General features: G+C 71.0%; 13 protein-coding genes. 7 read left to right on the forward strand and 6 right to left on the reverse strand.

What is annotated here, in order from left to right; translation table 11 throughout:
* Positions 1-34 precede the first annotated feature (34 nt).
* From OTB19_RS25880 to OTB19_RS25895, 4 genes are read right to left on the reverse strand one after another with little or no spacing between them, the layout of a single operon-like run.
* On the reverse strand, positions 35-691 hold the full coding sequence (locus OTB19_RS25880) for a hypothetical protein (protein WP_267800862.1): 657 nt from the start codon (positions 689-691) through the stop codon (positions 35-37).
* 34 nt (positions 692-725) lie between these two features.
* Complete coding sequence (locus OTB19_RS25885; RefSeq protein WP_267828273.1) at positions 726-1,517, reverse strand: ABC transporter permease; 792 nt, start codon at positions 1,515-1,517, stop codon at positions 726-728.
* Positions 1,493-2,533, reverse strand: a complete 1,041-nt coding sequence (locus tag OTB19_RS25890; RefSeq protein ID WP_420716907.1) for an ABC transporter ATP-binding protein — start codon at positions 2,531-2,533, stop codon at positions 1,493-1,495. Before OTB19_RS25890 ends, OTB19_RS25885 begins: the two co-directional genes overlap by 25 nt.
* A gap of 27 nt (positions 2,534-2,560) precedes the next feature.
* On the reverse strand, positions 2,561-3,844 hold the full coding sequence (locus OTB19_RS25895; RefSeq protein ID WP_420716908.1) for an NYN domain-containing protein: 1,284 nt from the start codon (positions 3,842-3,844) through the stop codon (positions 2,561-2,563).
* A 222-nt stretch (positions 3,845-4,066) separates the two neighbouring features.
* Here OTB19_RS25895 and OTB19_RS25900 point away from each other — a divergent pair, with 222 nt between their 5' ends.
* Positions 4,067-4,234 carry a hypothetical protein gene (locus tag OTB19_RS25900; RefSeq protein WP_267800870.1) on the forward strand — a complete coding sequence of 56 codons (168 nt, stop codon included), beginning with the start codon at positions 4,067-4,069 and terminating at the stop codon, positions 4,232-4,234.
* Positions 4,235-4,390: 156 nt separating this feature from the next.
* Here the strand turns inward: OTB19_RS25900 and dnaE are convergent, their stop codons facing one another.
* Positions 4,391-7,933, reverse strand: coding sequence for a DNA polymerase III subunit alpha (dnaE, locus tag OTB19_RS25905; RefSeq protein ID WP_267800872.1), 3,543 nt, complete (start codon positions 7,931-7,933; stop codon positions 4,391-4,393).
* Between the two features lie 169 nt (positions 7,934-8,102).
* Here dnaE and OTB19_RS25910 point away from each other — a divergent pair, with 169 nt between their 5' ends.
* From OTB19_RS25910 to OTB19_RS25930, 5 genes are all read left to right on the forward strand, one after another.
* Complete coding sequence (locus OTB19_RS25910) at positions 8,103-9,428, forward strand: DUF2252 domain-containing protein (protein ID WP_267800873.1); 1,326 nt, start codon at positions 8,103-8,105, stop codon at positions 9,426-9,428.
* A gap of 63 nt (positions 9,429-9,491) precedes the next feature.
* Positions 9,492-10,181 (forward strand): hypothetical protein, encoded by a 690-nt coding sequence (locus OTB19_RS25915; protein ID WP_267800874.1) that lies wholly within the window; start codon positions 9,492-9,494, stop codon positions 10,179-10,181.
* A 46-nt stretch (positions 10,182-10,227) separates the two neighbouring features.
* Positions 10,228-11,022 (forward strand): DsbA family protein, encoded by a 795-nt coding sequence (locus OTB19_RS25920; protein ID WP_267800876.1) that lies wholly within the window; start codon positions 10,228-10,230, stop codon positions 11,020-11,022.
* Between the two features lie 117 nt (positions 11,023-11,139).
* Positions 11,140-12,801 (forward strand): alkaline phosphatase D family protein, encoded by a 1,662-nt coding sequence (locus OTB19_RS25925; RefSeq protein WP_267800878.1) that lies wholly within the window; start codon positions 11,140-11,142, stop codon positions 12,799-12,801.
* 177 nt (positions 12,802-12,978) lie between these two features.
* A complete protein-coding gene (locus OTB19_RS25930; protein WP_267800879.1) occupies positions 12,979-13,977 on the forward strand; it encodes a zinc metalloprotease in 999 nt (332 codons plus the stop codon).
* Between the two features lie 61 nt (positions 13,978-14,038).
* On the opposite strand, the gene OTB19_RS25935 is transcribed toward OTB19_RS25930, so the two are convergent.
* Positions 14,039-14,608, reverse strand: a complete 570-nt coding sequence (locus OTB19_RS25935) for a dienelactone hydrolase family protein (protein WP_267800881.1) — start codon at positions 14,606-14,608, stop codon at positions 14,039-14,041.
* Between the two features lie 56 nt (positions 14,609-14,664).
* On the opposite strand from OTB19_RS25935, the gene OTB19_RS25940 reads away from it, so the two are divergent.
* On the forward strand, positions 14,665-15,714 hold the full coding sequence (locus OTB19_RS25940; protein WP_267800887.1) for a mechanosensitive ion channel family protein: 1,050 nt from the start codon (positions 14,665-14,667) through the stop codon (positions 15,712-15,714).
* Positions 15,715-15,836 lie beyond the last annotated feature (122 nt).

A 15,836-nucleotide genomic window follows, 5' to 3' on the forward strand; every position in this document is an offset into this window, starting at 1 on the left:
CGGCCCGACCCTTCGGGGTCGGGCGCCGGTGTGGTCAGGGGCGGGGCGGCTCGGGCGACGGGTCGTTGGCGTGGGCGTGCGCGGGCGGGTAGGGCGCGCCGTACCACTCGAAGTCCGGCTCGGGGTCCTTCGGCGTGAACGCGGCCGTCAGGCCCAGGTGGGCGGCCACCGCGACCATCGGCCACGCCAGCAGCACCCCGTGGGCCAGCAGCTGGAGCGGCGCGTCGAAGGGGACGCCCTTGCCCGCCTTCAGCGCGGCCGCCGCCAGGTCGGACGTGGGGCCGAGCCACAGGCCCAGCCGCCACCCCACCAGCGCGGCGAAGCAGGACCCCACCGCGAGACCGACGACGAGCGGCACGCCGCCCCGGCGCCGCCACAGGAAGGTCCCCACCCCGCTCAGCAGCCCGAATCCGGCGGCGAGCAGCAGGAAGGTGGCGTCGGACCCGATCCGGGACTCGCTCTCGGTGTCCCGCAGGAAGACGGCCTCCCCGTTGGACACGTACTGGACCCTGGGCGCGAGCCAGACCCACAACACCCCGAGCAGGACGCCCGCCACCGCCACCACGAGGGCGACGCCGGCCCCGTCTCGGACGTCGGCGGGGGTGATCCCCCCGGCGGCGTCGCGCGGCTTCTCGGGCGGGAGCGCCGGCGGGTCGAACGGGGACGGCGGCGGGGTCACGGCTTCGGTCACCCCCACATCGTGCCAGGTGCGGCGGGCACCGGCCTCAGCGGACCGCCGCACGGCGGTACGCCCAGGTGGCGACGGCGAGGGACAGCGTGCCGACCACCGCGCACACCCCGAGGTCGAGGAGGACCGCCGCCCAGTCGGGGTGCGGCTCGAAGGTGCGGGCGAAGGCCTCGACGCCGTACGTGGACGGCAGCAGGTCCCGCGCCCAGACGACGACCTCGGGCATCCGCTCGGGCGGCAGGACGCCCAGCAGCAGCGCGGCCGACATGCCGAGCTGTCCGGCCAGCGTGGCCAGTTCCTGCCGGGGGGCGAGCAGGCCCAGCGCGGCGCCGAGTCCGGCGAGCGCGGCACCGGCGAGCGGCACCACGGCGGCCAGGATCCACAGCCCCCCCATCGGCAGCCCGAACAGGAGGCAGCCGAAGAGGGCCGTGACCAGGGTTCCCGGCAGGGTGAAGGAGGCGTACGCGGCGGCCGCGCCGAGCACGACGGACGCGGGCGGCACCGGCAGGGTCGCGTAGTGGTCGAGCCCGCCGCTGGCCCGGAGCTGGCCGAAGTACTGGGCGAGCAGGTTCAACGCGACGAAGGCGACGACCAGGACGGACGAGCCGGCGACGACGGCGCGGGCCTCGGAGCCCCCGTCGACCACGCCCCGCATCAGGATCATGATCCCGACGGACTGGAAGGTCGCCACGAACAGCAGCGGGATCCGCGCCACGCGCGCCCGGGACAACTGCGCCCGGTACACGGCGGCCAGCGCCGGGAAGAAGCGGGCTCGGGGAGCCAGCACTCCGACAGCAGCGGCACTCACGACTTGACCAGCCCCTTCGATACGCGCCCGCCCAGGGCCAGGTAGACGTCCTCCAGGCTCGGCGTGGCCAGAGTGAAGTCGTCGAGCGCGGCGAAGGCGGGGCTGCCGGTCATGGCGGCGACCGCGGCGCGCGCCTCGTCGGGGCCCAGCCTGAGCACCCACCGCCTTCCCGATTCGGCGGCCCGCGGGGCCAGCGCCGCGACCTCCGGCACCTCCAGCGGCGCGGTGGTCCGCCACACCAGTTCCAGCCTGACCTCGCCGGAGACCTTGGCCTTGAGCCCGGCCGGGGTGTCGCAGGCGATGACCTTGCCCTGGTCGATGACGGCGACCCGGTCCAGCACGGTCTCGGCCTCTATGACGTTGTGGGTGACGAGCAGGACGGTGGCGCCGTGTTGGGCGCGGCGCCGGTCCACGGCGGCCCAGACGGCCCGTCGGGCGACCGGGTCCATGCCGGTGGTGGGTTCGTCGAGGACCAGGAGGGCCCGTTCGCCGACGAGGGCGGCGGCGAAGCAGGCCAGCCGGCGTTGTCCGCCGGAGAGCTTCTTCAGGGCCCGGCCGGCGATCCCGGTCAGGCCGAGTTCCTCCAGGACCTCGTCGCGTGCGGCCCGTGCGGCCCGCGCGTGGAGCCCGCGCAGCCGGCCCGTGGTCTCGGCGGCCAGGGACACCGTGAGCTCGTCCAGGGCGGTGGATTCCTGCCCGAGGTAGGCGAGCAGTCGCGAGGCGCGCTCGGGGTGGCGCACGAGGTCGTGGCCGAGCAGGGTGACGGAGCCCGCGTCGGGCTTCATGAGGCCGGTCAACTGGCGGACGAGCGTGGACTTGCCGGCGCCGTTGGGCCCGAGGAGGCCGAAGATCTCGCCGCGTCCCACGTCCAGGGAGATCCCGTCGGTGGCGCGGGTCTCGGGCAGGGCGGGCGCGCCGCGCCGGCCGCGTACGGCGGGGTACGTCTTGACCAGGTCACGCACCGCGCAAACCACGTCGGAGGCCGCTTCCGCGGCTGCTGCCGTGCCCTGTCTCGCTGATGCTGTGCCCGTACTCACGAGGGAGCAGCCTACGCGGCTCCGCCCTCACTCGGCCGCCGGGGGCGTCGGCGTCCCCGGCGGCGCGGGCACCGCGGCGGGCGGACCGGCCACGTGTTCGGCGGCCGCCCGGACGTCGATCTCCCGCCAGAAGCCGGCCCGGATGGCGTACCGGTCGTGCTCGTCGATCTGGTCGTCCTTGTGCGCGAGGAGTCCGAAGCGGGCGGCGTAGCGCAGCAGCTCACCGTCGATGCGGTGCGGGATCCGGGGGTACATGGTGGCCAGTTTCTGGAGGTGGACGCTCTCGGGGAGCCGTTCCATCCAGCGGCGCGCGAAGACCTGGCCGACCTCGAAGGGATCGCCGCCGACGGTGGTGATGTCCTCCTCGCGGTCGGCCCAGCGCTGTTCGGCGGAGGTGAGTTGGGCGAGGGTGGGCAGCGAGGCGGTCTCGGCGGGTTCCCCGAGCGGTCCGGCCCGGTCGACCCAGCCCTTGTCGGAGGACCAGCGCAGGGCGCTCCCGGCGGGGGCGGCCGACTGGCCGTTGTGGGTGGGTGCGGCGGCCCCGGGGGCGCGCAGGGCGGCGAGGTCCTTGGGCGTGGGGACGGGCCGGGCGCCTTCGGTGACGGGCGGCGGTACGGGCGCGCCGCGCTCGGCGGCGTCCGCCGCGGTGGTGGAGGCGCCGTTGCGGGCGGCCTCGGCCAGGGCCGCCTCGGGCAGCGGCGCGGAAAGGATCGCGGCGATCTCCGGGCGCGGCGCGGGGGCCGGGGAGCACAGGCCGGCGAGGTCCTTGGCGCGGACGGCCCGGGTGATCCAGGCGCGGTCCAGGACCCGGCGTTCGTCGGCCTCGGCGACGAGGTCCTCGGACTGGTTGTAGTCCCCGTCGGCGGCCTGGACGGCCCACAGGTGGACGGCGACCCCGTGTTCCTTGGCGGACATCAGACCGGGCAGCAGGTCGCCGTCCCCGGTCACCAGGACCACGTCGGAACAGGCGCGGTTGCGGGCCAGCTCGGTCAGCTCGGCGTGCATGGCCGCGTCCACGCCCTTCTGGGCCCAGCGGCCGTCGCTGCGGGTCAGCGCGCCGAGCCGGACGGTGACGCGGGGCATCACGCGCAGCCTGCGGTGTTCGGGCTGGGGCACCCGGTCGGGCGCGCCGTCGAACCAGTAGATCCGCAGCAGGGGCTGTTCGGTGTCCGCCTCCGCCCGTTCGCGCAGGCCCTGGATGAGGGCGGCGTGGTCGACGGTGATGCGGGAGCGGGAGGGCTCCCCTGCGAGAAGGCTCGCGGCGGCGCCCAGCAGATAGCCGGCGTCCACCAGGACGACGCAGCGGTCCACGCGTTCCACCCTCTTCCCTGGGGGTCCTCGATAAGTTTTCCCCGAGTCTGCCCGACCGCAAGGACGTTGACGGCCGGAACTCGATCATCGGCGTGGCGTATCTCCCGACTACCGGCGGACGGGGCACCGGCTACGCGCAGTAATGATCCAAAATGCGCGGTTTATGGTGCTGTGTGAGTGTGAAGGCGGCCCTGGCCCCTACACCCCCCACGGAGGCTTCCCATGGCCAAGAACAAGAACCGCCAGCAGCCCGCCAAGTCCCAGGAACGCTCGTCGGCGCAGGATCCGGGCAAGAGCTCGATGGAATCCACGCCCGAGCCCTCGCCGTCGGCGCCGAGTCCGATGCACATGGCCGGCAAGCGCAAGGAAAAGAAGTTCGGCCACAACTGACCCGGCCGACAGCACCGACCCGACCGACGGCCGGCACCACCCGCGGCTGATCGGTCGGACAGGACGAAGGGCGCGCCCGGTTCCCCGGGCGCGCCCTTCCTCGTCTCGTGCGCGGCGTGGCGCCGCTCGTGCGCGGCGTGGCGCCGCCGGCGGCGGCTAGCCGGCCAGGCAGGCCGGGCCGAGCAGCACCTTCAGGTCGCCGAACAGCGCCGGGTCGGGCTTGACCCGGTGCTTGTCGAGGCGGAGCACGGTGGTGGTGCGCGGCCCCTGGAGCTTGATCCGCACCTCGGTGTTGCCGTGGTGGTGGCGCAGGATCTCGCCCAGACGGGTCACCATCGGCGGGGTCACCTTGACGGTCGGGATGGTGAGGACGACGGGCGCGTTGGTGCCGGCCGAGGAGAGGTCGGGAACCATCATCTCCATCGCCACCAGCCGCGGGACGTCCTCGCGCTTGTCCAGGCGGCCCTTGACGAAGACGACCGTGTCCTCGACCAGCTGGGTGGAGACGAGCTGGTAGGTGGCCGGGAAGAACATGCACTCGATGGAGCCGGCCAGGTCCTCGACGGTGGCGATGGCCCAGGCGTTGCCCTGCTTGGTCATCTTGCGCTGGAGGCCCGAGATGATGCCGCCGATGGTGACGACCGCGCCGTCGGAGTGCTCGCCGCCGGTGAGCTGGGAGATGCCCGCGTCCGTCTTGTCGGAGAGGACGTGTTCCAGGCCGAAGAGCGGGTGGTCGGAGACGTAGAGGCCGAGCATCTCGCGCTCCTGGGCGAGCAGGTACGACTTCTCCCACTCCACGTCGGAGAACTCGACGTCGAGGCCGAAGCCCGGCTCGTCGCTCGCGCCCTCGTCACCCATCCCGCCGAAGAGGTCGAACTGTCCCTCGGCCTCCTTGCGCTTCACCGCGACCACGTTGTCGATCATCGGTTCGTGGTGGGCGACCAGGCCCTTGCGTGTGTGGCCCATCTCGTCGAAGGCGCCGGCCTTGATCAGCGACTCGACCGTCCGCTTGTTGCAGACGACGGCCTCGACCTTGTCCAGGAAGTCGGGGAAGGTCGAGTACTTCCCCTTGGCCTTCCTCGTCTTGATGATCGAGTCGACCACGTTGTTGCCGACGTTGCGGACGGCGGTGAGGCCGAAGAGGATCACGTCGTCGCCCTGGGCGGCGAAGTTCGGCTCGGACTCGTTCACGTTCGGCGGGAGCACCTTGATGCCCATGCGCCGGCACTCGTTCAGGTAGATCGCGGACTTGTCCTTGTCGTCCTTGACCGACGTGAGCAGGCCCGCCATGTACTCGGCGGGGAAGTTCGCCTTGAGGTAGGCGGTCCAGTAGGAAACCAGCCCGTACGCGGCCGAGTGCGCCTTGTTGAAGGCGTAGCCGGCGAAGGGCACCAGCACGTCCCACAGCGCCTTGATCGCCTGGTCGCTGAAGCCCTTCTTCTTGGCCCCCTCCTCGAAGATGACGAAGTTCTTCGCCAGCTCCTCGGGCTTCTTCTTGCCCATCACGCGGCGCAGGATGTCGGCCTCGCCGAGCGAGTAGCCGGCGATGATCTGCGCGGCCTTCTGCACCTGCTCCTGGTACACGATCAGGCCGTAGGTGACCGCGAGGACCTCTTCGAGGGGCCCTTCCAGCTCCGGGTGGATCGGGGTGATCTCCTGCTGCTTGTTCTTGCGCAGGGCGTAGTTCGTGTGCGAGTTCATGCCCATCGGGCCCGGCCGGTACAGGGCCGAGACGGCGGAGATGTCCTCGAAGTTGTCGGGCTTCATCAGGCGCAGCAGGGAGCGCATGGGGCCGCCGTCGAACTGGAAGACGCCGAGGGTGTCACCGCGGCCGAGCAGTTCGAAGGTCTTGGGGTCGTCGAGCGGGAGACCGAGGAGATCGATGTCGATCCCCTTGTTGGCCTTCACCATCTTGACGGCGTCGTCCATGATCGTGAGGTTGCGCAGGCCGAGGAAGTCCATCTTCAGCAGGCCGAGCGACTCGCAGCTCGGATAGTCCCACTGGGTGATGGTGACGCCGTCGGTGTGCCGTACCCAGACGGGCACGTGGTCGGTGATCGTCTCGCTGGACATGATCACGCCGGCGGCGTGCACGCCCATCTGCCGGACCAGGCCCTCGACGCCCATGGCGGTGTCGATGACCTTCTTCACGTCGGGCTCGTTCTCGTACATCCCGCGGATCTCGCCGGCCTCGCCGTAGCGCGGGTGCTTGGGGTCGAGGATGCCGGAGAGCGGGATGCCCTTGCCGAGGACGTCGGCGGGCATGGCCTTGGTGAGCCGGTCGCCCATGGCGTACGGGTAGCCGAGGACGCGGGCGGAGTCCTTGATCGCGTTCTTGGCCTTGATGGTGCCGTAGGTGCCGATCATGGCGACCTTGTCGGCGCCGTACTTCTCGGTCACGTACCGGATCACCTCGACGCGCCTGCGCTCGTCGAAGTCGATGTCGACATCGGGCATGGAGACGCGCTCGGGGTTCAGGAAGCGCTCGAAGATCAGACCGTGGGTGAGCGGGTCGAGGTCGGTGATGCCCATGGCGTACGCGACGATCGAGCCGGCCGCGGAGCCTCGTCCCGGGCCGACCGCGATGCCCTGGTTCTTGGCCCACATGATGAAGTCGGCGACCACGAGGAAGTAGCCGGGGAAGCCCATCGAGATGATCGTGTCCATCTCGTACTCGGCCTGCTTCATCCGGTCGTCCGGAATGCCCCCGGGGTAGCGGCGGTCCATGCCGCGCATGGTCTCCTCGCGGAACCAGGTGACCTCGGTGTAGCCGTCCGGGATGTCGAACTTCGGCATCAGGTTCCGGAACTGGAACATGCCCTCGGTGTCGACCTGCTCCGCGACCAGCCGGGTGTTGGCGCAGCCTTCCTGCCAGGCGTCCGAGGAGTCGATGGCGTACATCTCCTCCGTGGACTTCAGGTAGTAACCGGTGCCGTCGAAGCGGAAGCGGTCCGGGTCGGAGAGGTTCTTGCCGGTCTGGATGCACAGCAGCGCGTCGTGGGCGGTGGCCTCGGCGGCGTAGGTGTAGTGCGAGTCGTTCGTGACCAGCGGCGGGATGCCGAGCTTCTTGCCGATCTCCAGGAGTCCGTCGCGGACCCGGCGCTCGATCTCGATGCCGTGGTCCATCAGCTCCAGGAAGTACCGCTCCTTGCCGAAGATGTCCTGGTATTCGGAGGCGGCCTTGAGGGCCTCGTCGAACTGGCCGAGGCGCAGTCGGGTCTGGAGCTCGCCGGAGGGGCAGCCGGTGGAGGCGATCAGCCCCTCGGACCACTTGGAGATGGTCTCCTTGTCCATACGGGGCCACTTCGTGAGCCAGCCCTCGGCGTACGCGTCGGAGGACAGCCGGAAGAGGTTGTTCAGGCCGGTCGCGTTCGCCGCCCAGATCGTCTTGTGCGTGTATCCACCCGAACCGGACACGTCGTCGCGCTTCTGGTGCGGTTGCCCCCACTGGATCCTGCGCTTGTTGCGGCGGGACTCCGGCGCGACGTACGCCTCGATGCCGATGATCGGGGTGACCCCGGCCTTCTTCGCGGTGTGGAAGAAGTCATAGGCGCCGTGCAGGTTGCCGTGATCGGACATGGCGATGTGCGACATGCCCATCTCGTTGCACGCGTTGAACATGTCCTTCAGCCGCGCGGCACCGTCCAGCAGCGAATACTGGGTGTGGACGTGCAGGTGCGTGAACGGCGCCTTGGTCACGGTGGAGTCCTCCGGGCGGGAGTGAGGGGGGCAGCCTCGAAGTCTACGTCTCCCGAGTGACAGAAAACGGGCACCGACGGGTACGGTCATCCGTTGCAGACCCAGGGACGGTGTCCGATTCCACACCTTCCGCACGCGATCGATCCAGCGCCACCAGGAGGCACCCGCCATGGCGGTTCCCGAGACGACGAACGAGCAGCGCGCCGAGCAGATACTCGATGTGTTCGACACCGCCTTCGGTGAGCTCCTCGCCGCCGACCCCGCTGCCTTCCAGGTGAAGTTCCGCAAGATGGCGGCGTCCGCGTTCGCCTTCTACCGGGGGACGGCCTGCCTCTTCTACGCCGACCTGGAGCGCGACCGGCACGGCGGCCCGTACCTGGACGAGCGGACCGGCCGGGTGTGGATCCACGGCGATCTGCACGCCGAGAACTTCGGCACGTACATGGATTCCAACGGCCGCCTCGTCTTCAACGTCAACGACTTCGACGAGGCCTACGTCGGCCCCTTCACCTGGGACCTGAAGCGCTTCGCCGCCTCCATCGCCCTGATCGGCTACACCAAGGCGCTCAGCGACGAGCAGATCGGCGGGCTCGTGCGGATCTACGCGGCCGCCTACCGGGAGCGGATCCACGCCCTGGCCACCGGCGCCAAGCACGAGGAGGTCCCCTCCTTCACCCTGGACACCGCCGACGGCCCGCTGCTGGCCGCCCTGCGCGCCGCCCGCGCGCGGACCCGCTTCTCGCTCCTCGACTCGATGACGGAGATCCGGGACTACGAGCGCCGCTTCACGGCGGGCCCCGGCACCATCGAGCTGGACGCCGCCACCCGGTACAAGGTGCTGGCCGCCTTCGACGGGTACCTGGAGACCCTGCCGGAGGAGTCCCTGGTGCGCCCGGACTCCTACCGGGTCAAGGACGTGGTGGGGCGGCGGGGCGTAGGGATCGGCTCGGCCGGCCTGCCCTCGTACAACATCCTGCTGGAGGGGCACAGCGACGCCCTGGAGAACGACGTCGTGATCTACCTCAAGCAGGCGCAGACCCCGGCGGTCTCCCGGCACATCACCGAGCGGTCGGTGCGGGACTACTTCCAGCACGAGGGACACCGCACGGTGATCTCGCAGCGGGCCCTCCAGGCGCACGCCGACCCGTGGCTGGGCTGGACGGAGCTGAACGGCTCCGGGCAGCTGGTGGCGGAGGTCTCCCCGTACGCGGTGGACCTGGACTGGTCGGACCTGGACGATCCCGAGGAGATCGCGGCGGTGGTCGCCGACCTGGGTCGGGCCACGGCGACGATGCACGCGGCGGCGGACGAGGCGGAGAGCGGCCAGTCCCTGGTGCCCTTCTCCACGGAGCGGGCCATCGACGCGGCGATCGCCGCCGACGAGGTCGGCTTCCCGGAGCTGCTGGTCGACTTCGCCCACGCCTACGGGGCCCGGGCGCGCGCCGACCACCAGATCTTCGTCGATCTGTTCCGCAACGGCCGGATCACGTCGTAGCGGGCGGGCCGCCGGGAAACCCGGGGCCTCCGATTCACAGGGAGTCGTGAAAGACTCGCGGCGATGGACATATCAGGGGCAGGACTCCGGGGGCTGCGAGCCGCGCTGTTCAGCGCGTTCGTCGTGCTGCTCTCCGCGGGCTCGCACGTCCTCATGTCCCGGGTGCCGTTGCCGCCCGCGCTGGTGGCCGGTTCCTTCGCGGGGGTGTTCGCCCTGGCGTTCGCGCTGGCCGGCCGGGAGCGCGGCTTCGGCCCGATCGCCGGGTTGCTGGTGCCGCTGGAGCTGGCGGCCGACACCGTCTTCACCGCCGGGCAGCACCTCTGTTACGGCCCCGCGGGCGGCCCGGTCGCCGGTCCGCTGCGTGCGCTGGGCCTGGACGAACTGTGCGGGGGCACCCCGGTCGGCGGGCAGTTGGCCGGTGTGCCCGGCCCCGTGACCGATCCGGGCGCGCCGGCCGCCGCGGCGGGGGCCTGGACGCCCTGGCTGCTGCTGGGCGGGCACGTCGCGGTCGGGATGCTGGCCGCCGCGTGGCTGCGGTACGGGGAGCGGGCACTGGGCCGGCTGCTGCGGGCCGTGGCCGCCTTCGCCTTCCGGCCGCTGCTGCTGGCGGTGGCCTCGGTCTCGGCGATCGCCGGTCCGGCGCGCCGGCGGGCATGCCCGCCGCGGCCGGGCTCGGGGGCCCGTACCCGGTTCCCGGCACATTCCGTGGGGCGGAGGGGACCGCCCGTGCGCGGGACGCTCGCGAGCGTCTGACACGCGTACGGCATTCCCTCCTCTTCCACACCCCACGGAGATCACGATGAGTTCACGCAACAGCCAGGCGAACAAGGCGGCGGCCCGCGAGCGACTGCGCGTCGAGCGCGAGAAGCAGGCCAAGAAGGACAAGGCGCGCCGCCAGCTGATCGTCGCCGGCGCGGTGGTGGCCACGTTGGCCCTGGCCGGCGGCGTCGGCTACGCGGTCGTGCAGGCCAACCAGCCCGACCACTGGGAGAAGGCGGCCTCGGCGGAGCTGGTCAAGCCCAAGAACACCTCGGGCGACAACGGCACCACGGTCGTCATCGGCAAGCCCGAGGCGAAGAAGACCCTGGACCTGTACGAGGACTCGCGCTGCCCGGCGTGCGCCGCCTTCGAGCAGACCAGCGGCGAGCAGATCAAGAAGGACGTGGACGCGGGCAAGTTCAAGCTCCGCTACTTCGGTGCGACCTTCATCGACAACGCCGCCCAGGGCGAGGGTTCGAAGAACGCGCTGAGCGCGCTCGGCGCGGCGCTGAACGTCAGCCCGGACGCCTTCCTCGCGTACAAGGGGGCGCTCTACTCCAAGGAGCTGCACCCCGAGGAGACCGTCGACAGCTTCGCCAAGGACGACTACCTGATCAAGGTCGCGGACACGGTCCCGGCGCTCAAGGGCAACGCCGAGTTCAAGAAGGCCGTCGAGGACGGCACCTATGACCGGTGGGCGCTGGAGATGTCGAAGGTCTTCAACAAGTCCGAGGTGAAGGGCACGCCGACCCTGATGATGGACGGCAAGAAGATCGAGACCCCCTCGACGGCGGAGGCGTACACCGCGGCGATCGAGAAGGCCCTCGCGGGCTGACCCTCCCCGCCCCGACAACGGGCGGACGTGAACGGGCGGACGAACTCCTGGAGTTCGTCCGCCCGTTGCTTTCCCATGTCTGTACCGACGGTATACCGGTCAGTAATATGACCGCCCGTGACCAGTCATCTCTCTCCTTCCCCCGCCGCGCCAAACCCGCGCCGCCGTACGGTGGTTCTGGGCGCCGCGGCCGCGGCCGCGCTCGCACCGATCGCCACGCTGGGCCTCTCGCCCGCCCACGCGGCGGAGACCGCCCCCGCCTTCCTGCACGGCATCGCCTCCGGCGACCCGCTGCCCGACGGGGTCCTCCTGTGGACCCGCGTCACCCCTTCCCCCGAGGCCGTCCCCGGTTCCGGTCTCGGCCCGGCCACCGCCGTGGGCTGGGAGGTGGCCGAGGACCGCAACTTCACCCGGGTCGTGGCGGGCGGCGCCGTCACGGCGACCGCCGCCGCCGACCACACGGTCAAGGTGGACGTGCGCGGCCTGCGCCCGCACACCCCGTACTGGTACCGCTTCACCGCGGGGGAGACCGTCTCCGCGATCGGGCGGACCCTGACCGCCCCGCCCGTCGACGCGGCCACGCCGGGGATCCGCTTCGGCGTGGTCTCCTGCGCGAACTGGGAGTCCGGGTACTTCTCCGCGTACCGGCACCTGGCGGCCCGCACCGACCTGGACGCGGTCCTGCACCTGGGCGACTACGTGTACGAGTACGCCTCCGGGGCCTATCCCGAGGCCAAGTACGTCGTGCGCCCGCACCAGCCGCGGCACGAGATCGTCTCGTTGGCCGACTACCGGACCCGGCACGGCGCGTACAAGACCGACGTGGACCTCCAGGCGCTGCACGCGGCGCACCCCGTCGTCGCGATCTGGGACGACCACGAGTTCGCCAACGACGCCTGGTCCGGCGGCGCGGAGAACCACACGCCGGGCGCCGAGGGCGACTGGGCGGCCCGTGCGAGCGCCGCGAAGCAGGCGTACTTCGAGTGGATGCCGGTCCGTGCCTCCATAGCCGGCACCGTCTACCGGCGGCTGCGCTTCGGCAGCCTCGTCGACCTGCACCTGCTGGACCTGCGGACCTTCCGCTCGCAGCAGGTCAAGGTGGGCAGCGGCGCGGTGGACGACCCGGAGCGCACGATCACCGGGCGGGCGCAGTTGGACTGGCTGAAGTCGGGGCTGGCGAACTCGAACGCCACCTGGAAGCTGGTCGGCACCTCGGTGATGATCTCGCCGGTGGCGTTCGGTTCGCTGCCCGCGCACCTGCTCAAGCCCCTCGCGAAGCTGCTGGGGCTGCCCGAGGGCGGTCTGGCGATCAGCACGGACCAGTGGGACGGCTACACGGACGACCGCAAGGAGCTCCTGGGTCACCTGAAGGACCGCGGCATCAAGAACACGGTCTTCCTGACCGGTGACATCCACATGGCGTGGGCGAACGATGTCCCGGTGAACATGGCGACGTATCCGGGCTCGGGCACGGCGGCGACCGAGTTCGTGGTGACGTCGGTGACCTCCGACAACATCGACGACATCCTGCACGTGCCGGCGGACACCGCCTCACTGGTCGCCGAGACCGCCATCAAGGCCGCCAACTGGCACGTGAAGTGGCTGGACATGGACGCTCACGGCTACGGCGTCCTGGACGTGACGGGCGAGCGTTCACAGATGGACTACTTCGTGGTCTCGGACAAGCGCAGGCAGGACGCGCGCTCCACGTGGGCCCGCTCGTACCGCACCCTGAACGGGACGCAGAAGGTCGAGCGGGCCGACCGCCCGGTTTCCTGACATTCCATCAATTTTGCTGCTCTGGGGGGCGCTTGGTTCACACCAGGCGCCCCTTTCGCCTCTCACGCAACAAATCTTTAACCGCCGAGATCTTGCCATCCTTATGACATGCCCACGTAAGCTCGCGCCGGCGTGAGGAAGTCCCTCACCCCCCACCACGCTTCGCGAGGAGTACACGTGCGCGCTCTCGCCCGCATATCCCCCCTTCTCCGCCGCCGCATCACGGGTACGGCCCTGTTGGCCGGAACCCTGGCGTTCGCCCCGCTGACGGCCCCCACGTCCGTCGCCGCGGCACCCGCAGCCAAGACCCCGGCGCAGGCCTGCCTCGAACAGGCCGGCGGCGCCGCCGCCAACGCCCGTGTCGCGCGCCCGCGCGACCACCAGGCCGCCGACCCGAACGAGGTGACGGACGCCCAGGTCAAGGCCATGGACGCCGACCTCAAGAGAAGACTCGGCCAGTCGACCCCGCAGCAGCTCGACGGCATGCGCGCCCGGGCCGCCGCCGCCACGACCATCCCGGTCTACGTGCACGTCATCCACTCCGGTGCGACCGGAAAGCTGACCGCCGCGCAGATCAACAGCCAGCTCGCGGTCCTCAACTCGGCCTACGCCGGCCAGGGCAGCGGCAACGTCAACTCCGGCTTCCAGTTCTCCCTGGCCGGGACCGACTACACCGACAACGCGACCTGGTACAACGTCTCGGACGGCACCACCGCCGAGAAGAACATGAAGAACGCCCTGCGCAAGGGCGGCAAGAACGCCCTGAACCTCTACACCGCCAACCTCGGCGGCGGGCTCCTCGGCTGGGCCACCTTCCCCAGCTCCTACGCCTCCCAGCCCAAGATGGACGGCGTGGTCATCCTCAACAGCTCGATCCCCGGCGGCTCCTCCGCCAACTACAACCAGGGCGACACCGCCACCCACGAGGTCGGCCACTGGCTCGGCCTCTACCACACCTTCCAGGGCGGCTGCTCGGGCAGCGGCGACTCGGTCTCCGACACCCCGGCCGAGGCGAGCGCCGCGTTCGAGTGCCCGACCGGCCGCGACACCTGCGGTGCGAGCGGCGCGGACCCGATCCACAACTTCATGGACTACACGTACGACTCCTGCATGTACCAGTTCACGAGCGGCCAGGTGTCGCGCATGAAGAGCATGTGGACGGCGTACCGGGCCTGACACACGGGAAGGGGCCCGGCCGGGTGTCCGCCCGGCCGGGCCCCTTCGCGCGCACCCGCCCCTACAGCCCGTCGAGGAAGGACAGCGCGACCTTCCAGGTCTGCTCGGCGGCCTCCGCGTCGTAGTCGTCGAGATCGGGATCGGTGAACAGGTGCCCGGCGCCCGGGTAGCCGTGGACCTCCACGTCCGCCCCGGCCCGGCGCATCCCCAGGTACCAGGCGGTCAGCCAGTCGTGCGGCTCGAAGGGGTCCGGGTCCGCCACGTGCAGCTGCACCGGCAGGTCGTCCGCCGAGGCGTCGTCCTCCAGGTCGGACGTACCGTGCAGGAGCAGCAGCCCGCGGGCCTTCTCGTCGTGCAGCGCCAGGTGCTGCGCCACGGAGGCGCCGAAGGAGAAGCCCGCGTAGACCAGACCCCGGTCCGAGTAGGGGGCGGCGGCCAGGATCGCGCGCTTGAGCAGTTCGTCACGGCCGATCTCGTCCCGGTGGGCCATGCCCTCCTCGACGGTCCCGAACGTGCGCCCCTGGAACAGGTCGGGCACGTGGACCTCGTGCCCCGCCGCGCGCAGCCGGTCGGCCGCCGCGTGCACTGCGGGCCGCAGCCCGTACGTCGAATGGAAGAGCATGATGTTCATATCCCCATCGTGCCAGTTTCCCGGGTCCCCTTCAGGTTAGGTTCACGGGCATGGACATGGAGAACGTGCTGCGCCCCGTCGTGGTCATCGGCGGCGCCGTGGTCCTCACGCTGGCCTCCGGCCGGCTGCTGGACCTGCTGCTCCGCCGGGCCGACGCCCGCCACGGAGAGACCCCCCTGTGGGGGCTGCTGCGCCGGTGCGGTCCGCCCTTCCGGATCGTCCTGTGCACGGCCCTGCTGCGCGCCTCCTACCCCCAGACCAAGATCCTCGCGGATCACCGCGAGGGCGTGGGCCGGGCCCTCACCCTGGTGCTGATCGCCTCGACCGCCTGGCTGCTGATCCGGATCGCCACCGCCGCCGTCGACTCGACGTACACGCGCTACGCGGCCGGCGCCGGCGACGCCGCCCGGGTCCGCCGGGTCCGCACCCAGGTCACGCTGATCCAGCGGGTCGTGACCGCCGTGGTCGTCGTCGTGGCGATCGCCGCCATGCTGCTGACCTTCCCCGCGATGCGCGCGGTCGGCGCCTCGATGCTTGCGTCCGCGGGCGTCCTCGGCATCGTGGCCGGCATCGCCGCGCAGTCCGCGCTGGGCAACCTCTTCGCCGGCCTCCAGATCGCCTTCGGCGACACCGTCCGCATCGGGGACACCGTGGTCGTGGACAAGGAGTGGGGCACGGTCGAGGAGATCACCCTCACCTTCCTGGTGGTCCGCACCTGGGACGAGCGCCGGATCACGATGCCGGTCTCGTACTTCACCGGCAAGCCGTACGAGAACTGGTCGCGCGGCGGGGCCCAGATGACCGGCACGGTCTTCCTGCACCTGGACCACTCGGCGCCGATCCCGCTGCTGCGCGAGCAGTTGTCGGAGATCCTCAAGGACACCCCGGAGTGGGACGGGCGCGGGAGCGGCCTGGTCGTCACCGACTCCACCCCGAACACGATCCAGGTCCGGGCCACGGTCACCGCGAAGGACGCCGACGACATCTGGACCGTGCGCTGCGTGGTCCGCGAGCGCCTGATCACCTGGCTGGTGGGCCACCACCCGTACGCCCTCCCGCACGTGAACACGGCAGACGCGGTCCAGCAGCCCCCGCTCACGCCCTAAGTGGTCTGCGTCGTAAATCCTTCGGGGGTTGACGTCGGGCTTGGCGTGCGCTTGCCCGTGTCAGGTGTCGAGACCGGTGAGGTGGAGGTGGCAGGCGGTGTCGAGTGCGTCCTCGGGGGTGC

Source organism: Streptomyces sp. H27-H5, assembly GCF_026627505.1.
GTDB lineage: Bacteria > Actinomycetota > Actinomycetes > Streptomycetales > Streptomycetaceae > Streptomyces.

Bases quoted from the DNA above. Each gene is read 5' to 3' on its own strand.
- OTB19_RS25900 (WP_267800870.1), top strand. From the start codon at position 4,067: ATGGCCAAGAACAAGAACCGCCAGCAGCCCGCCAAGTCCCAGGAACGC.
- OTB19_RS25910 (WP_267800873.1), top strand. From the start codon at position 8,103: ATGGCGGTTCCCGAGACGACGAACGAGCAGCGCGCCGAGCAGATACTC.
- OTB19_RS25915 (WP_267800874.1), top strand. From the start codon at position 9,492: ATGGACATATCAGGGGCAGGACTCCGGGGGCTGCGAGCCGCGCTGTTC.
- OTB19_RS25920 (WP_267800876.1), top strand. From the start codon at position 10,228: ATGAGTTCACGCAACAGCCAGGCGAACAAGGCGGCGGCCCGCGAGCGA.
- OTB19_RS25935 (WP_267800881.1), bottom strand. From the start codon at position 14,608: ATGAACATCATGCTCTTCCATTCGACGTACGGGCTGCGGCCCGCAGTG.
- OTB19_RS25940 (WP_267800887.1), top strand. From the start codon at position 14,665: ATGGAGAACGTGCTGCGCCCCGTCGTGGTCATCGGCGGCGCCGTGGTC.